Origin of the sequence: Janthinobacterium sp. BJB446, assembly GCF_002735655.1 — a bacterium.
Lineage (GTDB): Bacteria > Pseudomonadota > Gammaproteobacteria > Burkholderiales > Burkholderiaceae_D > Janthinobacterium > Janthinobacterium lividum.
Genome location: NZ_PDZK01000004.1, coordinates 82,782 through 104,001 on the forward strand (window position 1 = coordinate 82,782; position 21,220 = coordinate 104,001).

Sequence of the window (21,220 nt, forward strand, 5' to 3'; positions counted from 1 at the left end):
TCAAATTCCGATCAGCAACTATTTGGAAAGCTCTTTCGGGATGGGGCGCTTGCCCACCATCACGTCGAGCGCCGCTTCGCGATTCTTGCGCAGCACCGTCATTTTAGCTTTTCCGCCGGGCGGCAGTTGCGCGATCAGGTTCAGCATTTCCGTCGTGTCGCCCACGGGCTTGCCGTCCACCGTCAGCAGGATGTCGCCGGGCACGATGCCCGCCTTGTCGGCCGGGCCATTGCGCACCACGCCGGCGATGATGGCGCCGCTGGTGCGCTGCAAGTTGAAGCTTTGCGCCAGCTCGGGGGTGATGTCCTGCGTTTCCACGCCGATCCAGCCGCGCACCACGTGGCCATCCTTGATGATGGCTTCCATCACCGTTTTGGCCGTCGAGACGGGAATGGCGAAGCCGATGCCGACGGAACCGCCGCTTTGCGAGTAGATCGCCGTATTGATGCCGATCAGATTGCCGCGCGTATCGACCAGGGCGCCGCCCGAATTGCCGAAGTTGATGGCCGCATCCGTCTGGATGAAGTTTTCAAAGCTGTTGATGTGCAGGTTGTTGCGGCCCAGGGCGGAGATGATGCCCATGGTCACCGTCTGGCCCACGCCGAACGGGTTGCCGATGGCCAGCACCACGTCGCCCACGCGCGCCAGTTCCGACTGGCCCAGCACGATGACGGGCAGCTTGTCGAGGTCGATCTTGATCACGGCCAGGTCCGTTTCCGGGTCCAGGCCCACGACCTTGGCGGGCGCCTTGCGGCCATCGGTGAGCACGACTTCGATTTCGTCGGCGCCTTCGACCACGTGGTTATTCGTCAGCACATAGCCTTCATGGCTGACGATGACGCCCGAGCCGAGGCTGTTTTTCAAGTCCTCGCCATCCTCGCCGTCCGGGTCGCGGTCGCCGAAGAAGCGTTTGAAGAAGGGATCGCGCGCCAGCGGATGGGCGCCGCGCTTGGGTACTTGCAGGGTGAGGATATTGACGACGGCAGGCATGGCGCGCGCCGCCGCGTCGCGGTAGGAACCGGGCGCCAGGCTGCTCGACGCCGTTTCCACCACGGGCACCGGCTTGGCGGGAGAACCCAGCTGCTGTACCCGGCTGGCCGGGCGCAGCGCGCCGTACACAAAGTACAGCGCCAACGCGATCGTCACGGTTTGCGCAAACAATAACCAGAATCGTCGCATACAGTTCTCTGCCCAGGTCAGCCGGCCCGTGCCGGAACGACTTATTTTGCCAGATTGTTGCTGTTGCGTGCGTTCTGCTGCAGGGAGTCGCGGATTTCACGCAGCAGCACGATGTCTTCCGGCGTGGCCGGTGCCGGCGCCGGCGCGGCCGGTTCGCTGCGGCGGGCCTTGTTCATCAGGCGCACCATCTGGAAGATGATGAAAGCAAGAATGATGAAATTGAGCAAAATGGTCAGGAAGTTACCGTAGGCAAGCACGGCGCCCGCCTTTTTCGCTTCCACCAGGGTCATCGTTGTCGCCTGGCCATTCAAGGGCAGGTAGTAATTGGCAAAATCGAGGCCGCCGAAAATGCGGCCGATGGGCGGCATGATCACGTCTTGCACCAGGGAATCGACAATCTTGCCGAAGGCGCCACCGATAATGACACCGACCGCCAGATCGACGACATTGCCTTTCATTGCAAATTCTTTAAATTCCTTCATCATTGCCATGAATTTCTCCTTCGGATAGATATAAAAACATGCCGATCATACTATTGATTCCTGGGGACACCAACTTGTGGTTGCCAGCAGGACCAATTCCGGCACAGCCGTGCGCATCTAGTTCGAAAGAACTAGCCACCTCCTGCAAAAGTATATAAATTATGGTACAAGCAACGTTTTTGTTTTATTCGTTGTTTGCTTCACTTATAATTTGCGGTTGCCAGAAGTGGCTTTTTCACTTCCGGATAATCAACAAGAAACTGGCACGGGCTGCGCCATTGGCCGAAGTTCCGCAGGGATGTTGCCACTTTACCGTACAAAGATGCGGGTTGCGGCAAACAGTGGGAAAGAGCTTCGGCGACGGGTTTTTCGCGGCTGCCACTCATAATAAAGATTCGCATTTTGACTGATTGGGGTTTGCATGAGTAACGAAAAGCAGGTCGATTCAGGCCGTCGCGGCTTGCTCGTCGCCACGTGCGCGGCGGGCAGTGTAGTTGGATTGGCAACCGCGGGAGCCTTGGTAAGCACCTTCCAGCCGTCGGAGCGCGCGAAAGCGGCTGGCGCGCCGGTCGAAGTAGACATCACCACCTTGCAACCCGGCGAAATGCGCACCGTCGAATGGCGCGGCAAGCCGGTCTGGATCCTCAAGCGCACGCCGGAAATGATCGCGTCGCTCAAGCAAACCGATGGCAAGGTCGCCGATGCCAATTCACAACGCAATCCCGCCGAATTCACGCCTGAATACTGCATGAATGAAGCGCGCTCGATCAAGCCTGAAATTCTCGTCGCCGTCGGCATCTGCACCCACCTGGGCTGCTCCCCTTCCTCGAAATTTACCCCTGGCCCGCAACCGTCGCTGCCCGATGACTGGGAAGGCGGCTTCCTGTGCCCTTGCCACGGCTCCACCTTCGACATGGCAGGCCGCGTGTTCAAGAACAAGCCGGCGCCGGACAACCTGCAAGTGCCGCGCCATATGTACCTGAGCGACACCAAATTGCTGATAGGTAAAGACGAGAAAGGCGAGGCTTGATCATGGCTGCTTTCAAAGAAACGAAGTTCCCGGCAGACGCTCCCGTCGCCGAAAAAGCGCTGGGCTGGGTCGATGACCGCTTTCCCCTGACCAAGCTGTGGAACGACCAATGGGGCAAGTACTACGCCCCGAAAAACTTCAATTTCTGGTACATCTTCGGCTCGCTGGCCATGCTGGTGCTGGTGCTGCAGATCGTCACCGGCATCTTCCTGACCATGCACTACAAACCGGATGCGGCCCTGGCCTTCAATTCCGTCGAGTACATCATGCGCGAAGTACCGTGGGGCTGGCTGGTGCGCTACATGCACTCGACGGGCGCCTCGGCCTTCTTCATCATCGTCTATCTGCACATGACGCGCGGCCTGCTGTACGGCTCCTACCGCAAGCCACGTGAATTGATCTGGCTGTTCGGTTTCGCCATCTTCCTGTGCCTGATGGCCGAAGCATTCTTCGGCTACCTGCTGCCATGGGGCCAGATGTCGTACTGGGGTGCGCAGGTGATCGTCAACCTGTTTGGCGCCATCCCGCTGATCGGCCCTGACCTGTCGCTGTGGATCCGCGGCGACTACGTCGTGTCCGACGCGACCCTGAACCGCTTCTTCGCCTTCCACGTGATCGCCATCCCGCTGGTACTGCTGGGCCTGGTTGCAGCGCACTTGATCGCCCTGCATGAAGTCGGCTCGAGCAACCCGGACGGCATCGAAGTGAAGGAAAACCTGGGCGCCGATGGCCACCCGGTCGATTCGATTCCTTCGCATCCGTACTACACCGTGCATGACCTGTTCGGCGTATCGATCTTCCTCGTCATTTTCAGCGCCGTCGTCTTCTTCGCGCCGGAAATGGGCGGCTACTTCCTGGAGTACAACAACTTCCTGCCGGGCGACTCGCTGAAAACCCCGCTGCACATCGCGCCAACCTGGTACTTCACGCCGTTCTACTCGGTGCTGCGCGCCACCACGGCCGACTTCATGTACGTGCTGATGGGTGTCGTGGCTGCCTACGTGGTGTTCATCTGGCTCAAGTCGCGCCTGTCGACGACCGTCAAATCCCTCATCGCCGGCATCGCCATCGTCGCCATCATCGGCATGCTGCCGCAGGTGCTCGATGCGAAATTCTGGGGCGTGGTGTTCTTCGGCGGTTCCGTCGTGATCCTGGCCTTCCTGCCATGGTTAGACCATTCGCCCGTGAAATCGATCCGCTACCGTCCGACCTGGCACAAATACATCTATGCCATCTTCGGCCTGTCGTTCCTGATCCTCGGCTACCTCGGGACCCAGGCGCCAACGGATACGAAGACCATCGTGTCGCAAGTGTGCACCCTGATTTACTTCAGCTTCTTCCTGTTGATGCCATGGTGGAGTGCAATGGGCCAGTTCAAGACCGTGCCGTCGCGTGTGACGTTTCACCCGCACTAAGCCGCTCTCACGCCACGCTCAAAGGACATACATCATATGAAGATTGCAAAAAAACTGCTCGCCATCCTGGCCTTCGTGCCCGCCATGGCTCTCGCCAGCGAAGGCGGCTTTCCGCTGGACAAGGCGCCTGACCGCCAGACCAACATGGCAGCGCTGCAGCATGGCGCCAAATTGTTCGTCAATTATTGCTTGAATTGCCACGCCGCCGTGTCGATGCGCTACAACCGCCTGCGCGACCTGGGCTTGACGGAAATCCAGATCAAGGAGAATCTGTTGTTCTCAGGTGATAAAGTAGGCGACCTGATGACGACGGCCCTGGCACCGCAGGACGCCAAGGCCTTCTTTGGCGTCGTACCGCCGGATTTGTCGGTAATTTCGCGCGCGAAATCATCTTCCGCTGGCACAGGCGGCGACTACCTGTATACTTACCTGCGTACGTTCTATAAAGACGACACTCGTCCGACCGGCTGGAACAACATGGTCGTGCCGAATGTTGCCATGCCGCATGTATTATGGGAATTGCAAGGTGTCCAGACTGCCAAGTTCGTGGAAGAGAATGATCCGCACGAAGCTGGCAAGAAGATCCACAAATTTGCCGGCTTCGAGCAGGTCAAGCCAGGTACGTTGAACAAGATCGAGTATGACAATGCGGTAGCCGACCTGGTCGGCTACATGGAGTGGATGGCCGAACCGGCACAGCAAACACGCAAGCGCCTGGGCGTGTGGGTGCTGCTGTTCCTGTCGGTCTTTGCTCTGCTGGCATGGCGCCTTAACGCGTCGTTCTGGAAGGAAGTTAAATAAGTGAGGCGCCGGCCATAGGCCGGTTTATGCCTGTTTCTGCGTTGTCCGCATGAGTGGACAAGCGACCTGGGGTGAGCCGTTCGCGGCTTCACCCCCTTTGTTTCTAAGGAACTATAAAAAATGATGGTTCTCTATTCGGGTACAACCTGCCCATTTTCGCAACGCTGCCGCCTGGTCCTGTTTGAAAAAGGCATGGACTTCGAAGTGCGCGACGTCGACCTGTTCAACAAACCGGAAGACATCTCGACCATGAATCCGTACGGCCAGGTGCCTATCCTGGTTGAGCGCGAACTGATCCTGTATGAATCGAACATCATCAACGAGTACATCGATGAGCGCTTCCCGCATCCGCAACTGATGCCGGCCGATCCGCTGATGCGTGCCCGCGCACGCCTGATGCTGTTCAATTTCGAAAAAGAACTGTTCGTGCACGTGCACGTGCTGGAAAGCGAACGCGCCAAGAGCAACGACAAGGCCCACGACAAGGCACGCGCGGAAATCCGCGACCGCCTGACGACCCTGGCGCCGCTGTTCCTGAAAAACAAGTACATGCTGGGCGACGAATTCTCGATGCTCGACGTGGCTGTCGCGCCGCTGCTGTGGCGCCTGGACCACTACGGCATCGAACTGTCGAAGACGGCTGCACCGCTGATGAAATACGCCGAACGCATCTTCTCGCGTCCAGCGTATATCGAGGCATTGACCCCTTCCGAAAAGGTCATGCGCCGCTAAAGATAATCCCGGCAGGCCGCGCCTGCCGGAGTATCTTGGGGCATGTGGTAAAGTTGCTTTTTGCACTGTCCCAGTCTTTTGAACTACCGGTGCGCCCGCCTCATGCCTGACGGGGGCGCTCCCGCCTCACCGTGCCTACCATGTCTGAAATCTCAACCAAACCTTATATGCTGCGCGCCATCTACGAGTGGTGCACCGACAGCGGCTACACGCCGTATCTCGCGGTCAAAGTCGATTCGCGCACCACGGTACCGATGGAATACGTGAAAAAGGGCGAAATCGTGCTCAACATCAGCTTCGGCGCCACCAGCGGCCTGAAGATGGACAACGACGCCATCCGCTTCCACGCCCGCTTTGGCGGCGTCTCGCGCGAAATCTACGTGCCGGTCGACAACGTGATGGCCATCTACGCCAACGAAAACGGCCAGGGCATGGCCTTCGAGCCCGTGCTGGGCAACGATGACCCGGACGCGCAACCGACGGACAGCCCGGCCTCCGCCGACGTCCCGCCACCCGTGCTCGCCCCCGCCGCCAGCGGTCCCACCCTGTCGTCCGTGCCGACCAGTTCCCCCGAACAACGCGACAACGCCACGCCCGGTGACGACGAGCCACCAAAAAAAGGCGGCCGCCCGACCCTGACACGCATTAAATAGCGTATAATTCGCAACGCGCAGTTTTTGCCGACTTAGCTCATTTGGTAGAGCAGTTGATTTGTAATCATCAGGTGGCCAGTTCGAAACCGGCAGTCGGCACCAGAATTCAGTAGTAAATCAAAGGGTTACCCGCTTCGGCTGGTAGCCCTTTTTTCTTTTCCCACGCCTGCGGAAGCCATCTGGAACACTGGCACGCATCGCTATCCAGGTTGACGCGTTGCTGCACCGCGCAATGACTATCAGCACATTTAGGCGCAAGATGAGCACGTGCTTGCGCAAAGCAGGCTCCCGATGTCTGGCTTGCCTACCTGGGGAAATATCATGTCCGCACACACTTACAAACTGATCGAACTGGTTGGCACGTCGACCGAGAGCAGCGATCAGGCGATACGCGATGCCATTGCCAAGGCGGCGCTGACGGTCAAGCATATGGACTGGTATGAAGTGACCGAATCGCGGGGACATATCGTCGACGGCAAGGTGGCGCACTTCCAGGTCACGCTCAAGGTCGGCTTCCGGCTCGAGTAAAGGGATCGATTAAGGCAGGCGGCGCATTCACCGCCGCGCGACCGCTCCCCGGCTCTCCAGCCACTCCCGGCCGCCGGCCTCCAGCGCGGTCTCGATGACATTGTCCGGCAAGCTGTAGACGGTCGCCCAGCTGGCACGGCCATCCTGCGTGTTGGCGGGAAAGCTGTGCGTCTCGATCGGCCAGTGGTATTTGCGTTTCAAGGCCTTGACGATGGCGGCCAGCGAGACGCGGCCTTGCAGCGGCTCGGCGCCGGACTGGTCGCGGTTCGACAGCAGCACGGCCAGGACCTGGCCGCGGCCCGTGCGCGCGCCGGGGAAGGTGGGGGTTTTGTTTGCCATGGCCTATTTTACCGGGCAATGATCGGACGAGAGGCGATGTGCCGCACCTTTGATCCGGCGCAAGCGCCGCAGCGGCTTTGCGTCCACGATGGGTATTTCGCCAGGCGTGCCAGCGCCCCTCTGCCAGCCTGGGCCTATCATCATGGGGCACAGGAGCCTATCATGCACAGCCTGAACATCCACGCCATGCAATGGCAGCCCGTTGCCGATATTTCCGCCGTCGATCCGCTGCTGCCCGAGGATCTCGCCTGCTTTCGCGAACTGCGCGATGTGCTGCAACGCTAAGGCGCGCTCGACCGCTTCGGCATTTCCCTGATCCACCGCCATTTCGACATCGCCAACGATGAGGAGCTGATGGAGTACACGGATGCGGAAGCACGCACCCTGACGGTAAAACCTGTCAAGAAAAGCGACATCGACTGGAATCACACAACGATTACCAACTGGAAATTGACGGAAGGCGAGGAAGTGGCGCATATCGGTTGCGGCTGCGCACGCAATTCCGGTGGCCACCTCGGCTATCACCGGGGCACCTGAGGCTGACTGGCACCGCCCGACAAGCGGCGTCGGCCTTTCTTACACTTTGCTTCCGCCAGCTCAGCCCGCTTTGCGCAAGCAATTGATTTCACGTGATTTTTTTGTGTGGCACGCAAGCTGCTTATCCCTGTCTACGAGATGAATCCAGGCAAGTCATCCTGGATTCTTTGTCCCCGGATTTTTCGAGACTGACCACGATAAGAGGCTGCGATGAACGTCGATCACACACGAAGCAAGACCCTGGGCTGGCTGGGCGCACTGGCGGCGGCAAGCCTGCTGGCCAGCGGCCAGGCGCAGGCCGGCGCGTACGGCCTGGCCGTCAATGAATTGAACAATTTCCGCATCACCACCAGCGCCGGCGCGCTGTCGCTGGCCGGCGCGAACCGCAATGCCAGCGACAGCGCGTTTTTCGAAGGCGGCGTGGCCGTCAATCCGCGTGCCGTCAATACGGGGCCGGCCGCCAACGCCGACGTGCTGCAAGTGTGCTCGGGCGGAGGCTGCAGCGGCTTGCCGCAAAACCATTACGCCCCCAGCCCCAGTTCCACCCTGGAGTTCGCCCGCGGCGATGCACATGCCTTCGGCAACATGCTCAATGGCGGCGCCACGGTGCGCGCCGTGGCGGAAGCCCAGCGCAACACGGTCGGTGCCGCCACGTCCACGGCCGGCGACACGCTCACCGGCTCCGTCAACCTGACCCTGTCGAGCGCCGGCTTCATCACCTTCAGCTTCATGGGACGGCGCGACCTGCGCACCAGCGTGACGACCATGGGCGACAAGTCGAACGTGTCGATCATGGATATCTTCAATATCTCCTGCAACAGCGCCAGCCCCGTCGGCTGCCTGTCGAACGCGAATGCCGATGGCGTGATCTTCCAGTTCGCACCCGATGGCGATGCCAACAATGGCAGCGACGTCAACGGCAACCATACGGTCGGCAGCCTGGATCCGTTCAGCCTGAACATGACGGCAGGCACCAACGACCCTGCCACCGGGCGCGCCTTCACGAATGGCTTTGCGATGTTTTCCCTAACCTCGAATTTCGCCCTGCCGGCTGGCAGCTACACCTTGAACTTTTCCAAGTCCACGCGCACCGACATCGTCGTCATCGATCCCCTGGCCGTGCCGGAACCAGGCACCCTATTCCTGCTGGGCATGGGACTGGCGGCCCTGGCTTTTACGCGGCGCCGCCAGCCACAATCAGCAGCAGCATGAAATAAAACGGCGCCTCATGGGCGCCGTTTTTTTTGCATCAACAGAGGCGTGTTAACCGAGCCGTGCCAGCGCCTGGCGCGCCAGCTGCAACTGCTGCAGATAATAGCGGTGCAGCATGGCCGGATCGCTCAGGTCGCGCCCCAGTACCAGGCGCAGCTCGCTGACAGGACAATCGGCGGCCTGGGTCTGCACCTGGGTTTGTACCTGCATCCCCAGCTGGCGGGCCAGCTGGCGCGCCGCCTGCTCCTGCGCGGGCCGGTACTCGACGCGCGTGCGCGCCACCTGGAAGCTGGTTTCATTGGCCAGGCGCACCACCTGCACGGGACTGCCGGCCAGGCTGCGCGCCAGTGCGGCGGCCAGGCCGGGCACGCCATTGCCATTCACAATTTCCAGGCGCGGACGGGGTACGGCAACGGGCACGCTGCGCACGGCTGCCGGCACACGCTGCAAGCGGGCCATGCCGTCGCCTTGCGTGATCTCGATGCGCGCCATGGCGGGCGCATCCGGCACCGATGCGGCCACGGGTACACCCTGCGGTGGCGCCGCGCTGCGCAAGACGGCCATGTCGCGCCGCAAATCGTGCTCCTGCAAGCTGGCCGCCTGGCGCCGCATGACGGCCGCGCGCGCGTATTGCCCCAGCCGTTCGAGCACTTGCGCCAGATGCTGCCAGGCCAGCGCATTGAGCGGATCGAGCAGACACGCCTGTTCCAGCGCGGGCAAGGCTTGCGCATCGCGTCCACTCAGATAATAAGCATGACCGAGATTGCTGAACAGATACGCCTGTTGCGGCTGCGGCGTGCCCGCCTCCTGCGTCAAGGCCAGCCAATGGGCAATCGCCGCGTCGTGCTCGCCCCGCTGCGCGTGCAGCACGGCCAGGCCGTTACGCGCATTCACATGGCGCGGCGCGGCGCGCAAGGCTTGCTCGTAGGCCGCTTGCGCGGCGGGCAGGTCGCCCGCATCAAAATACTGGCGTCCCGCGACATAGGCCGCATCGGCAGCGGCAGCGGGCGGCGCCGGCAGCCGCGGCGCGTGCGCCGTGTGGCTGGCGCACGCGCCCAGGCCCAGACAGGCACAGGCGACGGCCAGGCGGGAAATCATCAAGCGCATGGTAGCTCCTTTCAGCGGCTGGCCATGGCCGGCACGAGCACGCGATACACTTCGATCACGGCCGGCCCCATGAGCACCAGCATGAGGGTGGGAAAGACGCAAAAGATCAGCGGGAACAGCAGTTTCAGGGCAATCTTCGCTGCCGCCTCCTCGGCCAGCAGGCTGCGCTTGCCGCGCAGGTTTTCCGAATGCACGCGCAGCGAATCGCCCATGCTGGTGCCGAAGCGTTCCGATTGAATCAGCATGGCGACCAAGGTATCGACGTCTTCCACGCCACTGCGCAGGGCCAGGTTGCGCAGCGCCTTTTCCTTGGAAAAGCCGGCGCGCATTTCCATCAGCACCAGCTGCAACTCCTGTGCCAGCACCACGCTCTTGATATGGATTTCGCCCGACACCTTCACCAGCGCGCGCTCCAGGCTCAGGCCCGCTTCCACGCACACGGTCAGCAAGTCGAGCGCGTCGGGGATGTTTTCAAAGATGTCGCGCTGGCGCCGCTTGGCCGTGCTGGCCAGCACCAGGTTCGGCAGGTAATAGCCGATGGTGGCGCTGACGCACAGCAGCAACAGCAGCACGCTGCGCAGCTGCGCCGCCATGGCGCTGGCCGCATACAGGCCCAGCACGGTGGGAAACAGCAGGGCCAGCACGCTTTTCGCGGCAAAGTACAGGGCCGGCGCGCTGGCCTGGCGCCAGCCCGCGTTCATGAAGCGCGTGCGCAGCGGCGAGCGCTCCCAGCCCTCTTCCGGCAGCGACAGCTTGCTGAACGGCTGCGCCACGCGCGCCACGCGCTCCACCCAGCCGTTTTCCGCCACTGCCTCGCTGGCGGCCGGTGCCATGGAACCGAACAGGCGCTGGCGCAAGGCACCGGGAAAGAAGATCAGCCATGCCAGCAGGGCCAGCGCCACCACCACGGCGAAGACGATCAACAGAAACAGCAGTTGCGAGCCAGTCATGGCATTTCCTCCACGTTAAATGCGGATGCGGATCACATTGCGCATCCACACGACACCCAGCGCCACCATGCCGGCCGCGTACCACAGCAGTTTGATGCCGCTGGGGTCGGTCCACAGCAGGCTGATGTATTGCGGATTGACGAGCGCCATGACGCCGATCATCACCACCGGCATCAAGCCCAGCACCCAGGCCGACATGCGCCCCTCGGCCGACAGCACGCGCACCTGTCCCAGCAGTTTCAAGCGGGCACGGATGATGCGCGCGATGCTGACCAGCACTTCGGCCAAGTTACCGCCCGATTCGCGCTGCACCAGCACGGCGATGACGAGGTAGCGCAAGTCCGTCAGCGGGATGCGCGCGGCCAGGTTTTGCAGCGCCTCGTTCATCGGCACGCCGTAATTGATCTCTTCGTGCGCCATCTTGAATTCGCCGCTGATCGGCTCATTGAGTTCATCGCCCACCATCTGCAGCACATTCGAAAACGAGTGTCCGGCGCGCAGCGCGCGGGCCAGGAAATCGGCCGCTTCCGGCAATTGCGCCTCGATCTTTTTCAGCCGCGCGGCGCGCGCGCGCAGCACGACCATGCACGGCCCGCCGCCTGCCACGCCCAGCAGCAGCAAGGCGCCCGGCAGCGGCATGGGCAAGATGGCCAGCCACAGCAGCGCCACCAACAGCAAGCCGCCCGCGCCGCCCAGGAACTGCGCCACCGACCAGGACAAGCCCGATTGCAGCAGCAGGTGGTCGAGCCGTGCCGCCTGCGGCAGGCGCCGCAGCAAACGCTCGAGGCCGGGCGAGCGCGCATAGCGGCGCTGCTTGAGGATCGAGACCCGCTCGCCGCCCGCCTCGCCGCGCGCCGCCATCAGCCGCAAGCGCCGGTTGATGCGCCGCGCCGCGCTGCCGTGCGTGCCCGACCACCACAGCCAGGCGCCTTCCACCATCAGGATGCAGGCGGCGAACAGCAGCACGGCAAAGCCGTAGAACACCAGGTCCATGATGCCTCCATAAAACAGATAAGAAAACCGTAGCGAGCGGATGTGATTTGTGGCTGAGAAGCGGAGCTGTGCTTTAGCACAGTGAGCATCGCAGGCCGCAAAGCGCGCCGCGCAGTAGGTTTTTCATTCGTAAATACGGTCGGGGTCGAACACGCTGTCGGGCACCGGCGCGCCGAACATGCGCAAGCGCTCCGTGAAACGGGGCCGCACGCCCGTGGCGCAAAAGTGGCCCAGCACCTTGCCGGCGGCATCGACGCCCGTCTGCTCGAAGCGGAAGATTTCATGCATGGCGATGATGTCGCCTTCCATGCCCGTCACTTCCTGCAGGCTGACCAGCTTGCGCGCGCCATCCGTCAGGCGCGACACCTGCATCACCACCGTCACGGCCGAACAGATCTGCTGGCGCGTGGCGCGCGGCGTCAGGTTCACGCTGGCCATGCCGACCATGTTTTCCAGCCGCGCCAGCGCGTCGCGCGCCGTGTTCGAGTGGATGGTCGCCAGCGATCCTTCGTGGCCCGTGTTCATCGCCTGCAGCATGTCGAGCGCCTCGGCGCCGCGCACCTCGCCCAGGATGATGCGGTCGGGCCGCATGCGCAGCGCGTTGCGCACCAGCGCGCGCTGGCTCACTTCTCCCTTGCCCTCGATATTCGGCGGGCGCGTTTCCAGGCGCACCACGTGCGGCTGGCGCAGCGCCAGTTCGGCCGCATCCTCGATGGTGACGATGCGCTCGCTGCCAGGTATGAAACCGGACAGCACGTTGAGCAGGGTCGTCTTGCCGCTGCCCGTGCCGCCCGAAATCAGGATGTTGACCTTGGCCTGCCCCAGCGCCTGCAGCACCTGCACCATGGGCGGCGTCAGGCTTTTGTAGTCGAGCAGGTTGGCGATCGTCAAAGGCTGCACGGCAAAGCGCCGGATCGACAGGATCGGGCCATCGACGGCCAGCGGCGGAATGATGGCATTGACCCTGGAACCGTCCGGCAGGCGCGCGTCGACCATCGGACTCGATTCGTCGACCCGCCGTCCCACGCGCGAGACGATCTTTTCGATGATCTTCATCAGGTGCGCATTGTCGTGGAAGGTCACGTCCGTCAACTGCAGCCGCCCACCCCGCTCCACATACACCTTGTCGCAGGTATTGACGAGGATATCGGACACGCTGGCATCGGCCAGCAACGGTTCCAGCGGGCCGAAGCCCAGCATCTCGTGCTGGATGTCGAGCACCAGGCTATGCCGCTCGTGCTGGTTCAGGACGATGCGCTCTTCCTCGATCACGCGCTGCACCAGCAGCGCCAGCTCGTGCTTGAACTGCTCCGCCGTCAGGCGCTTCAGGCGTTCCAGGTCGATACGGTCGAGTATCGTCTGGTGCATGGTTTTTTTCAGTTCCTGGTAGGCGTGCAGCGCCAGCGCGCCTTGTGCGTTGGTGGCGGGGCGCACCGTTTCATTCGCCGCCAGGCGTTCGCGTAAAGTCATCTCGGCTCCCATGATGGCTCCCGGCGGGAGCCTTGACATCCATTGCTGTCCTAAGCCTCGCTGCGGCTGAACAGGCGGTCGAACAGGCCGCGGCTTTCCGTCACGCGGCGCGCCGTCACCAGTTCCACCAGCTCGGCCAGGCTGCGCGCCACGGCGCTGGTGCGCGACAGCTGCAGCAGCGGGATGCCCTGGTTGACGGAATCGGTGGCGGCGATGTAATCGTTGGGCACCGTGTGCACCACTTCCGCGCCCAGCGCCTGCTCCAGGTCGGCCAGGCGCAGGCGGCCGCCCTTTTCATAGCGGTTGACGATCAGGCGCAGGCGCTCGCCCGGATAGCCGAGCGAGCGGAAGATGTCGAGCAGGCGGCGCCCGTCGCGGATGTCCGGCAAGGCCAGCTGCAGCACCGGATAGATGGCGTCGGCGTTGTCGAGCGCGCGCAGCGACAGCGCATCGATCTGGCGTCCCACGTCGAGCACGATGTAGTCGTAGTGCTGGCGCGCCACGGCCAGGATGCGGTCCATGTGCTCGGGCTGCATGTCGACCTTGTGCGCGGGATCGTCGGCCGCCGCCAGCACGCCGAAGTTCGGCGTCACATGCACCAGGCACGAGGCGAGAAAGGCGCCATCCATGCGCGCGATCTGCGCGCAGATGTCGGACAGGGTCATGGCCGGTTTCTGGTCCGAGACATACAGGGTGGCGTCGCCGAACTGGCCGTGCAGGTCGATCAGCAGCACCTTGCAGCCGGCCAGTGTCGCCATCGCATAGGAAAAATTCGTCGACAAAAAGGTGGCGCCGCTGCCGCCCTTGCACGAGATGAAGGCGAGCACTTTGCCATCGCGCATCTGCGTCACGCCGGCCTGGATATCGACCCTGTCCATCGCCTCGTGGAAGGCCTTGTGCACCAGCGGCAGTTGCAGCACTTCGCGCATGCCGGCGCGCATGGCGCGTATCAGGACATCCTGCTGCTGGCCGCGCGTGAGCAGCATCAGCACGGCCAGCGGATACTGGCGCGCCAGGCGCTCGAGCAGGTCGGCTTCATCGGCATCGATGCCGCTGGCGTCGACGATCACCAGTTCCGGCGCTTCGGCCAGCATGCGCTCGACGGCGTCGCGCAGGCCGCTGCGCCGGTCCAGCAGCCGCAGCACGGGCATGCGAGCCGCGCCTTGCGCCGCGATTTCATCGTGCAAGCTGGCGTCGCGGGTAATCATCAAGGCTTTCATCGCCCCTCCTTCATTCAAGGCTACACATTCGGCTGCGCCGGAGGATCGGCGCTCATGGACAAAAACCGGGATTGTCCGGATAGCCCAGCGACTCGGCCACCGCCATGGTGGTCCCGCTGGGCAAACGTATGACGCCTGCGCCGGAAGGAAACATCACCCCCAGCAGCGGCAGGATGGGCCGGTAGGGCACGCCCTCGCAGCGCGCGCCGAGACCCGGCTGGCACAGGCGCGCGCGCACGAAGCGGATGCAGCTGGCGCCATGCGGATCGTCCAGGCAATTGATGCGGTTGCGTTGCGGACAGCCCGGCAGCACCGTCACCGGCACTGCCGCCAGCGCGGCGCCGCCGCTACTTTCCGACAAATAATCGATGCGCACATGCGCGTCGCCGATGCCGCCGCCCAGCGGCAGCGTGCCCGGCGTGGCGCGCAGCACGGCGTGCGTGCGCACGGCTTGCAAGGCGCCGGCATTGCTGAAATCGGTGACGGCGGCAGCGCGCGCCGCGCGCCGGGTGATCTCATGCACCATGTTCCACACGTACACGGCGCGCGCCATTTCCAGCATGGCAAACAGGAACAAAAAGAACAGCAGCGCCAGCATGGCGAATTCGACGGCGAAGACGCCCTCTTGGCGCTGCCGGCGGGGGGGCAGATTAATTAACATAGCGCAATGTCGCATTGGCGCGCAGGGGAATCGGCTCCAGCTGCGGCAGCCACTTGCGGGTCAGCTCAGGCAGGAAATCCACCGGCATGTCCACGGTGACCTTGATGCGCACCTGCAGCGGCGCCGTCGCATAGCTGCCGCAACCATAGGAATCGTCGGCATACACGCAATCCACGTTGACCCTGGCGGCCTCCATGTCGGGCCAGCTTTCCGCCATCGCATCGACCACCATCTGCCGGGCCAGGGCGGCGCCCTGGTTCGCCGTGCCGATGCTGCCCATCTGCGGCAGCGGCATGGTCGCCATGTAGCGCGCCGCATCGTGCACGCTTTTTTGCAGGGCCGTGTACACCAGCAGCGCGCGGCCGAACAGCAGCACGAAGGGCAGCAGTCCCATGAAAAACAGCAGGATCAGCGCCAGCTCGATGGCGGCGACACCGCCCTCGCGGCGTGGCGCGCGGCAAGCCGGCTTCATTGCAGCAGCTCCGCCGGGCCGATCAGCGATCCCTCGGCTGCCAGGCCGGCAAATTCGGCGCTCAGCACACCATTGCTGGCCGGCGCCGTCATGAAGAAGCGGCCAATGCCCAGCACCTGGGCCAGCACGTCGCTGCCGGCCGGCACGGGACAGGCGAGCAGCGCAATGTGCAGCAAACGCCGCTGCGCCAGGCCCGCGTTGCCGGTCGGCGCCGTCTGGTACGCCAGCGTCAGGTACGGCGACTTGTCGGTCGGATAGCTGGATTTTGCGGCCGGAGCGGCCGGCGTGGCCGGATACAGCTTGGGCCAGTCGGTGGTGGCAAACGGCGGATAACCGCCGGCCGGCTTCGGGTTGCTGTACCTGGCCGCCCTGGAAAATGACCACAGCGGCCCGTAGCTGCCGACCGCGGGCGGCGTCGCATTCGACTCCGGATCGGCCACGGACAGCAGCGGATTGCCCGTGCTCAGCGCACTGGGCGCATCGGGCGCATTCGTCATCCACCAGTTCGCCGCCGTATTCGGATAGGCGCGGATGTTCGTGTCGGACGGCGCCACCACCGGATGGCAGCCGCTGCCCGGATACTGGTTGAAGCGCGCATTGAAGGCCGTCCATAGCGCGGCGGGAAAAGGCCGGTGCACATGCACCTGGGCGCTGCCGATGCGCGGATACAGCACTGTGCCGCTGCAGACAAACGGCAGCACGTTCGATTCGCTGACCTGCTGCGACGGTCCCACCACGCCCGGCCGGCCCAGCGGATTGAGCACGAAATGTTCGGCCGCCGGGCCGTGCGGATTGAGTTTCAGCAAGTTATACGCCACGCCGCGGCGAAAGCCATATTCCAGCAGCTCGACGGCCGGCAGCAGTGCCGCATTCGTGCGCGGGCTGGCGGCACTGGCCGACAGCGCGCAGACAGCCAGCGGCATCAGATTCAAGCTGCTGCGCCCCGCCACGGCGCGCGCGCCCGTGTCCAGGGTGCGCAGGGCCGGCGACCAGGCGCCGAGGAATGCCGTCGCCACCCGCCCCAGCGACGGATCATTGGCCTGCGTATCGACGCGCACGAACAGCGCCGTGGCGGCGTCGGGCACGGCGCCCGCCGCATGCCAGTCGCTGGCGGGCGCGTCGGGCGCACTGGCGAAGCGGATGCTGGCGTCCGACAAGGTCGCGCCCTCCATGCGGCGGCGCCATGCGCTGCGGTCGGCCGCACTGCTCTTGGCTTTCGTCACGGCGGCAAGCAGGCCCTCGGGCGTGCCCACCAGCTCCGCCGCCGCCGCCATCGCCGCGTTGTCGGCCAGGTTCTGCAGTTCCGTCTTGCGGCCGATGACTTGCCCCACGTCCAGCGCCAGGCCGATAAAGCCCAGCACCACGATGAGCAGGATGGAAAAGGCGATCAGCATCGCCCCGCGCTGGCGCCGGCGTCTATTTGCCATTGCCGCCTCCCAGCATGAATTGCACCGGCTGCGGCGCCTGGGCATTCGGTTCGGCAAACGAGGCGCGGTAGCGCTGCATGACAGCTTGCGCGCTGGGGCCGTCGAGGCCGTCTGCCGGCGTGCGATTGCCCGCGCCGGCCGGATCGCGCACCTGCTGCGCCATGGACAGGCGCACGGCGTCGCCGAAGCGGCGGTCCAGCTGCGGCGTGCTGCCGTGCGCGCAGGCGGCCAGCTGCAAGGCCAGGGCCAGGGCGGCCAGGCGCCGCAGCGACGTCAAGAGCGAGTTCGGCATGGCGTATCTCCCCGTCTCATTTCAACTCGAAACCGTTGGCCGCGCGCGGTGGCGGCACGAGCGGCGGCACGGACGGCGGCGCCGAGGGCACAGGCCCTTCCATCTTGCCGCCCAACATCAAGTCCATGCGCGACGGCGGCGCCAGCTGCGCCGTCGGCAGCACGGCATCGGACGGCAAGGGTTTGACCAGGTGCGCCGTAATGACGAACAACAATTCCGTGCGGTCGTGCTGGAAATCCGTGCTGCGAAACAGCGCGCCGAGAATCGGCACTTCGCTCAGCCAGGGCAAGCCCGTGATGTTGCTCACCTGGTTGTTCTTGATCAAGCCGCCGATGGCATAGCTCTGGCCGTCGTACAGCTGCACCGTGGTCGAGGCGCGCCGCGTGGTGATGACGGGCAGAATCGAGCGCCCGCTGACGCCGGCGGCGGAAATACCCACCCCCTCGCGCGACAGTTCCGATACTTCCGGCGCCACCTTCAGATTGATGCGCCCGCCCGACAGCACGGTCGGCGTGAAGCGCAGGCCGACGCCGTATTCGCGCTCTTCCAGCGTGATCTTGTTGTTGTCCTGGCCGACGGGAATGAAGATCTTGCCGCCGGCCAGAAAACTGCCCTCTTGCCCACTGATCGCCATCACCGTCGGTTCGGCCAGGATGCGCACCAGGCCATCCTGTTTCTGCGCCTCGATGGTCAGCTGCTGGCCATTCGACTTGCGCACGTCGAGCAAGCCGTTGGCCGTGCCGCTCAAGAAATTCGACAGCAAGGTGGTGGCCCAGCTGCCGGAAGCAAAGCGCAGGGTGGCGCCCACTTCCAGCCGTTCCAGCAGCGACTTCGACACTTCCGCGATCTGCACGGCCAGCATCACTTGCTGCGGCGCACTGACGTCGAGCATGTTGATGATGCGGCTGTTCGCGCTGCCCGCGCCGCCAGCGGGCGCCGTGGCGGCAGGCGGCATGGCGGCGCCATCGGCGGGCTTGGGCAGCGCCAACGGCACCGTGGCGCGGCGCACGTACGCATGCGCCAGCTCGACGGCGCGCAGCACGGCGCCCGCGTCCTGCACCGTGCCCGACAGCACCAGGGTGTCGGCCACGGCCGTGACGCGGATGGCTTTTTCGTCCGGCATCAGCGCCGCCAGAGTTGCCTGCAAGCCGGCCGGGTCCATGCTGACGCTGACGTTCACCACGCTGCACACGCCGCTGCGTCCCTGGATGATCATGTTCGTGCTGCCCACGTCGACGCCGACCACATACAAGGTGTCGGGCGCCACCAGCATGGCTTGCACCACGGCAGGATTGCCGACGCTGCGGGCCAGCACCGCCTCGGGCAGGCGCAGCATGCTCGACTTGCCCACCTGCAGTTGCAGGTTGCCGGGCGAGGCCGCTTCACCGCCGCAGCGCGGGCCAGGATCGGCCGCCGCGACGGCAAGCGGCGACAGCAGGCAGCACAGTATCAGCAGGGCGCGGTTCATGAGCGTGTCCATGGTTGGCTAAAAACATTCGCGCGACTGGCGCGTTCCATCGATGACGCCGCTGCACTGGCGAGTTGGCTGCGGCGGCGCCTTGGCCACGCGTACCGGACGCGGCGCGGCGGCCGGCACGGGCGCGGCGGCAGGAACGGGCTCGTCGGCTTCGTGCGGTCCGCCCAGCAGGGTCAGCTTGGTGGCGCCCGCCGTCACGCCCGGCTGCGGGTCGACCTGGTTGCGCAGCACCAGCGACAGGCTGCCCACGCTGCGCGCCAGGTCCAGGTTTTCCGCCTGTTCCGGCGTCACTTCCAGGGTCACCGCATTGACCACGCGCGGCTTGGTCTCGTCGCGCCCCACTTCCTGCGCCACGGCCAGCACGAGGATGCGTTCGAGCACGATCTTGGAAATGTTGCGGCTTTGCGGAAAGGCGCGGTCGCCAGAATCCTGCTGCGTGCTCACGATGATGTCGACATAGTTGCCCGGCAAGGCGAAGCCGGCCACGCCGATCACATCGTTGACGCGCACGGTAATGGCGCGCCGCCCTTCCGTGATGAGAGCCGACAGGCCGCCCAGGGTGCCGGCCGGCGCCAGCTTGGCTTCGCTCAGCGGCTCGCCGCGCAGCACGCTGGTTTTCAGCACCCGTCCCGCCAGTTTCGCCGGGTCTTGCAGCGCGCCTTGCGGCAAGCTTTCCGCCGGCCATTCTGCCAGGCGCAGCATCTCGGGCGCCAGGCGCTGGCCCAGGTTGACATCGCTGGCGGCGACGACGATCTTGCCCTTGCCGGCCGGCGTCTGGCGCAGCAGCCAGTGCGAGGCCAGCAGCACGGCCAGCAGACCCAGCACGACCGCCAGGCCCATCATCAGGAGGGCGCGCCGGTTTTTCATGCGATACGCTCGCACAGGCTGGCGGCCGGCATGTCGCAGCTGGCAAACAGGCTGCTCCAGGCCTGTTCCAGGGCGCCCACCGTCAGGCGCGCTTCGCAGCCGGCAAAGCCGGCGAAGTCGCCTATGCGCGCCAGCAATTCCTGCGGATAACTGGCCAGCAGGGGCCGTCCCTGCGCGCCATGCAGGTGCAGCAGATGGTTCAGGGCCAGCTCGTCGATGGCAATGCCGGCCAGCCGGCATTGCTGGCGGAACAGCGCGCGATAGGCGCTCTCGGCCAGCGGCCCCACGTGCACCTTGTAGCCGATGCGGCGCAGCAAGGCGGCGTCAAACAGCTCGCCCGGCGGCACGTTCGTGGCCAGCACGAGGGCATTGTCGAACGGCACACTGATCTGTACGCCGCCGGGCAAGCCCAGCTGGTCGCTGCCGTGCGCCAGCGGCTGCATCAGCCGCGTCAGCAATTCCGGCGCGCCCAGGCGCTGGCGGCCCAGGTCGTCGATGATCAGCATGCCATTATTGGCGCGCACATGGGGCGGCGCCTGGTAGCAGCCGCCGCTGGCGTCTAGCCGCAGTTCCAGCATGCCGGCGTCGAGCTCGGCGCCCACGTGGATCACGGGACGCTGGCACAGCACCCAGCGGATGTCCGTGCTGCGCCGCTCCAGCGCCTGGCGCGCATGGCTGACATGCTGCGGCGCGGGCGGCAGGTGCTGGGCCGGATCGTACAACTGGATGATGTCGTGGCCGACGATGACGGCGTACGGCACGGCGACCAGCCCGTGCAGCAATTGTCCCAGCTGCAGCGCCAGGGTCGACTTGCCGCTGCCGGGCGGACCGTACAGCAGCAGCGAGCGCCCCGAATGCAGGGCCGCGCCGACCACGTCGAGCATGCCCGGCCCCGCGTGGGCGCCGCCCAGCACGGCGGCCAGGTCATCGCTGCCGACGCGCTGTTCCTGCACCAGCCACGACTGGCGCGCCACCATGGCGCGGTACGCGTCCAGGGTCACGGGCGCGGCGCCGATATACGCGCAGCGCTCGAGGAAGGCGCTGGCGCGCTGCTTGCCGGCGCTCGTCAGCTGGTACTGCACGTCGATATCGGATTCGCCGCGCCAGGCCACTTCGGCCATCTGCTCGCTCACCATGAAGTCGAGCACTTCGCGCAAGACATTGATCGACAGGCGCAAGCGCGTCGTCAGTGCGGACAGGTGCGTCTTGCCGCTCACAAACATCAGCTTGGCGATCAGTTCAACCACCAGGGGCCGCTCCAGTCCCGTTTCACGCAAGCTCTTCGGCTGCGGCGGCAAGGGCGGCATCAGGTTCGCATCGGCAGGGCGCGGCGCACTCTCGGTGCTCATGGAATAGTCGACCTCGGTCATGCTGCG

24 protein-coding genes and 1 tRNA gene are annotated in these 21,220 nt (G+C 64.4%); 10 read left to right on the plus strand and 15 right to left on the minus strand.

Annotated features, from left to right (window positions below):
• Positions 1-18: 18 nt before the first annotated feature.
• Positions 19-1,179 carry a Do family serine endopeptidase gene (locus tag CSQ92_RS22445; protein ID WP_070258533.1) on the minus strand — a complete coding sequence of 387 codons (1,161 nt, stop codon included), beginning with the start codon at positions 1,177-1,179 and terminating at the stop codon, positions 19-21.
• A gap of 41 nt (positions 1,180-1,220) precedes the next feature.
• The gene (mscL, locus tag CSQ92_RS22450; protein WP_099395441.1) at positions 1,221-1,670 is read right to left on the minus strand and encodes a large conductance mechanosensitive channel protein MscL; all 450 of its coding nucleotides are present in this window, start codon (positions 1,668-1,670) and stop codon (positions 1,221-1,223) included.
• A 412-nt stretch (positions 1,671-2,082) separates the two neighbouring features.
• Between mscL and petA the strand changes: the two genes are divergently transcribed.
• The 7 genes from petA (at position 2,083) to CSQ92_RS22485 (ending at position 6,820) form a co-directional block, all read left to right on the plus strand.
• Positions 2,083-2,691 (plus strand): ubiquinol-cytochrome c reductase iron-sulfur subunit, encoded by a 609-nt coding sequence (gene petA / locus CSQ92_RS22455; protein WP_034783594.1) that lies wholly within the window; start codon positions 2,083-2,085, stop codon positions 2,689-2,691.
• A gap of 2 nt (positions 2,692-2,693) precedes the next feature.
• Complete coding sequence (locus CSQ92_RS22460; protein WP_099389801.1) at positions 2,694-4,106, plus strand: cytochrome b; 1,413 nt, start codon at positions 2,694-2,696, stop codon at positions 4,104-4,106.
• 36 nt (positions 4,107-4,142) lie between these two features.
• Positions 4,143-4,907, plus strand: a complete 765-nt coding sequence (locus tag CSQ92_RS22465) for a cytochrome c1 (RefSeq protein ID WP_034783597.1) — start codon at positions 4,143-4,145, stop codon at positions 4,905-4,907.
• Between the two features lie 120 nt (positions 4,908-5,027).
• Positions 5,028-5,639, plus strand: a complete 612-nt coding sequence (locus CSQ92_RS22470; RefSeq protein WP_010394154.1) for a glutathione S-transferase N-terminal domain-containing protein — start codon at positions 5,028-5,030, stop codon at positions 5,637-5,639.
• A 140-nt stretch (positions 5,640-5,779) separates the two neighbouring features.
• Positions 5,780-6,292 carry a ClpXP protease specificity-enhancing factor gene (locus tag CSQ92_RS22475; RefSeq protein ID WP_034783599.1) on the plus strand — a complete coding sequence of 171 codons (513 nt, stop codon included), beginning with the start codon at positions 5,780-5,782 and terminating at the stop codon, positions 6,290-6,292.
• A 26-nt stretch (positions 6,293-6,318) separates the two neighbouring features.
• A tRNA-Thr gene (locus CSQ92_RS22480) sits at positions 6,319-6,394 on the plus strand.
• A gap of 219 nt (positions 6,395-6,613) precedes the next feature.
• Entirely contained in the window at positions 6,614-6,820 is a 207-nt protein-coding gene (locus CSQ92_RS22485; RefSeq protein WP_034753599.1) for a dodecin, read from the plus strand.
• A 27-nt stretch (positions 6,821-6,847) separates the two neighbouring features.
• On the opposite strand, the gene CSQ92_RS22490 is transcribed toward CSQ92_RS22485, so the two are convergent.
• The gene (locus tag CSQ92_RS22490; RefSeq protein WP_092609338.1) at positions 6,848-7,159 is read right to left on the minus strand and encodes a hypothetical protein; all 312 of its coding nucleotides are present in this window, start codon (positions 7,157-7,159) and stop codon (positions 6,848-6,850) included.
• 162 nt (positions 7,160-7,321) lie between these two features.
• Between CSQ92_RS22490 and CSQ92_RS29485 the strand changes: the two genes are divergently transcribed.
• The 3 genes from CSQ92_RS29485 (at position 7,322) to CSQ92_RS22500 (ending at position 8,908) form a co-directional block, all read left to right on the plus strand.
• Positions 7,322-7,444 (plus strand): hypothetical protein, encoded by a 123-nt coding sequence (locus CSQ92_RS29485; protein ID WP_257219322.1) that lies wholly within the window; start codon positions 7,322-7,324, stop codon positions 7,442-7,444.
• 69 nt (positions 7,445-7,513) lie between these two features.
• Positions 7,514-7,696, plus strand: coding sequence for a hypothetical protein (locus tag CSQ92_RS22495; protein WP_099395442.1), 183 nt, complete (start codon positions 7,514-7,516; stop codon positions 7,694-7,696).
• 210 nt (positions 7,697-7,906) lie between these two features.
• Positions 7,907-8,908 (plus strand): EDSAP-1 family PEP-CTERM protein, encoded by a 1,002-nt coding sequence (locus CSQ92_RS22500; protein ID WP_099389797.1) that lies wholly within the window; start codon positions 7,907-7,909, stop codon positions 8,906-8,908.
• A 51-nt stretch (positions 8,909-8,959) separates the two neighbouring features.
• On the opposite strand, the gene CSQ92_RS22505 is transcribed toward CSQ92_RS22500, so the two are convergent.
• The 12 genes from CSQ92_RS22505 to CSQ92_RS22560 form a co-directional block, all read right to left on the minus strand.
• Positions 8,960-10,015 carry a LytR C-terminal domain-containing protein gene (locus CSQ92_RS22505; protein WP_099395443.1) on the minus strand — a complete coding sequence of 352 codons (1,056 nt, stop codon included), beginning with the start codon at positions 10,013-10,015 and terminating at the stop codon, positions 8,960-8,962.
• 11 nt (positions 10,016-10,026) lie between these two features.
• Complete coding sequence (locus CSQ92_RS22510) at positions 10,027-10,965, minus strand: type II secretion system F family protein (protein WP_034783626.1); 939 nt, start codon at positions 10,963-10,965, stop codon at positions 10,027-10,029.
• 15 nt (positions 10,966-10,980) lie between these two features.
• On the minus strand, positions 10,981-11,958 hold the full coding sequence (locus CSQ92_RS22515) for a type II secretion system F family protein (protein WP_099395444.1): 978 nt from the start codon (positions 11,956-11,958) through the stop codon (positions 10,981-10,983).
• A 123-nt stretch (positions 11,959-12,081) separates the two neighbouring features.
• On the minus strand, positions 12,082-13,428 hold the full coding sequence (locus CSQ92_RS22520) for a CpaF family protein (protein ID WP_180277092.1): 1,347 nt from the start codon (positions 13,426-13,428) through the stop codon (positions 12,082-12,084).
• A 50-nt stretch (positions 13,429-13,478) separates the two neighbouring features.
• A complete protein-coding gene (locus CSQ92_RS22525; RefSeq protein ID WP_034783630.1) occupies positions 13,479-14,648 on the minus strand; it encodes an AAA family ATPase in 1,170 nt (389 codons plus the stop codon).
• 52 nt (positions 14,649-14,700) lie between these two features.
• Positions 14,701-15,309: a TadE/TadG family type IV pilus assembly protein gene (locus CSQ92_RS22530; RefSeq protein ID WP_099395445.1), complete on the minus strand. Its 609-nt coding sequence runs from the start codon at positions 15,307-15,309 to the stop codon at positions 14,701-14,703.
• Positions 15,299-15,781, minus strand: coding sequence for a TadE/TadG family type IV pilus assembly protein (locus CSQ92_RS29120; protein ID WP_099395446.1), 483 nt, complete (start codon positions 15,779-15,781; stop codon positions 15,299-15,301). The genes CSQ92_RS22530 and CSQ92_RS29120 overlap by 11 nt, the downstream gene beginning before the upstream one ends.
• Positions 15,778-17,208, minus strand: coding sequence for a pilus assembly protein TadG-related protein (locus CSQ92_RS22540; RefSeq protein ID WP_180277093.1), 1,431 nt, complete (start codon positions 17,206-17,208; stop codon positions 15,778-15,780). Before CSQ92_RS22540 ends, CSQ92_RS29120 begins: the two co-directional genes overlap by 4 nt.
• Positions 17,198-17,500 (minus strand): hypothetical protein, encoded by a 303-nt coding sequence (locus CSQ92_RS22545; RefSeq protein WP_099395448.1) that lies wholly within the window; start codon positions 17,498-17,500, stop codon positions 17,198-17,200. The genes CSQ92_RS22540 and CSQ92_RS22545 overlap by 11 nt, the downstream gene beginning before the upstream one ends.
• A gap of 16 nt (positions 17,501-17,516) precedes the next feature.
• Complete coding sequence (locus CSQ92_RS22550; protein WP_099395596.1) at positions 17,517-18,968, minus strand: type II and III secretion system protein family protein; 1,452 nt, start codon at positions 18,966-18,968, stop codon at positions 17,517-17,519.
• An 18-nt stretch (positions 18,969-18,986) separates the two neighbouring features.
• Positions 18,987-19,844: a Flp pilus assembly protein CpaB gene (gene cpaB / locus CSQ92_RS22555; protein ID WP_099395449.1), complete on the minus strand. Its 858-nt coding sequence runs from the start codon at positions 19,842-19,844 to the stop codon at positions 18,987-18,989.
• Positions 19,841-21,214 (minus strand): ATP-binding protein, encoded by a 1,374-nt coding sequence (locus tag CSQ92_RS22560; RefSeq protein WP_099395450.1) that lies wholly within the window; start codon positions 21,212-21,214, stop codon positions 19,841-19,843. Before CSQ92_RS22560 ends, cpaB begins: the two co-directional genes overlap by 4 nt.
• Between the last annotated feature and the right edge of the window lie 6 nt (positions 21,215-21,220).